General features: G+C 56.5%; 1 protein-coding gene. It reads right to left on the minus strand.

Features of this window, described 5'->3' with window-relative positions:
- Nucleotides 1–385: 385 nt before the first annotated feature.
- Nucleotides 386–1,114 (minus strand): fatty acid cis/trans isomerase (locus A3730_RS23265; RefSeq protein ID WP_197477592.1); only part of this gene is annotated, 729 nt, incomplete at its 5' end.

The following is a 1,114-nucleotide window of genomic DNA, read 5'->3' on the forward strand; positions in this document are numbered from 1 at the left end:
ATCTTGTCGAGCATCTCCGAGCTGGCCAGGCGGTTAAGCGCGGTCAGCGCATAACCCACTGCATCTTTCGCCATGATGGAACCTCATTGTTATGTCTATGGATTGCATTCGATTATGGAGAGGTGAGCGACGGTCACATTGACCAGTGTGACTGACAGGTCGGGCATAGTAGCAACCGTCCTGGCGCCACAGACCTAGCCATTGTCGGACTTAGAGCGTATGGGAGGTTTATCGCGCTACCAGCGACGCTGCTTTGGGAAAAGGGCGAGGGGGAGCTTGTTGATGTTCCTTTTCAACTTTTCAGTTTGAACTTTCAACCAGTCTCCGCGGGCAGGATGGCTGCGTCAGGGCACCCATTCCTCCCGCGTTACCTGCTGCTAATTGTTCAAAGGTTTTCGTACCGGTTCATATCGAGAATGCCGGCCTGGGTTGGCTCGTGCTCTTGCAGATACTGGTCCAGTGCGTGGAAGTATTGCCAAAACGCCGGGTGGGTGCGGCGGATGCCGTAGGCGTCGACCACTTTGGTGAAGTCTTCTTGCGTCTTCACTGCTTCCATCTGGCTGACGAACGCCTGTAATTGGTCGTCCTGCACCAGGAACATGAAGTTGGGGTAGCTGGCCAGCACGCCGGGATACAGGGTCAGGGTATCCAGGGGCGGCTGGTAACGCAGGGATTCCCCCATCATGAACGCCACGTTGCTATGGGCCCGGTTACGGAACAGAGAGTAGATTTCCTGCTCCCCCTGATTGCCCCGCACATGCACCATGCTGACTTCCGGCATAAAGTTCACCACCGGCAGGTTGGCGGCACGACGTGAAGAGATGGCACTGAGGGTGTGGTCGGCCTGCTGTTTCCAGGCAGACACATCAGCACGCTGACAATGCTCTCCATCACAGCGGTTGATCGGGTCTGGCCGGGCGTTCAGTTCAGTAAAGCGCGTCAGCAGCTTGTCGTTGAACTCGTTCATGGGGGTGCTGGTGTCGAATGGAATATCAGTGGGCAGGGTGGTGTCCACGGATTCGTAACTGACTGCCAGGCGCAGTTTGCCGGTGTTCTGATACCAGTTGGCCAGTACACTTTGGCGCAGCTCTGCCGGGAGGTAACGGAGAGTGTT

The organism is Alcanivorax sp. HI0044 (assembly GCF_001634945.1).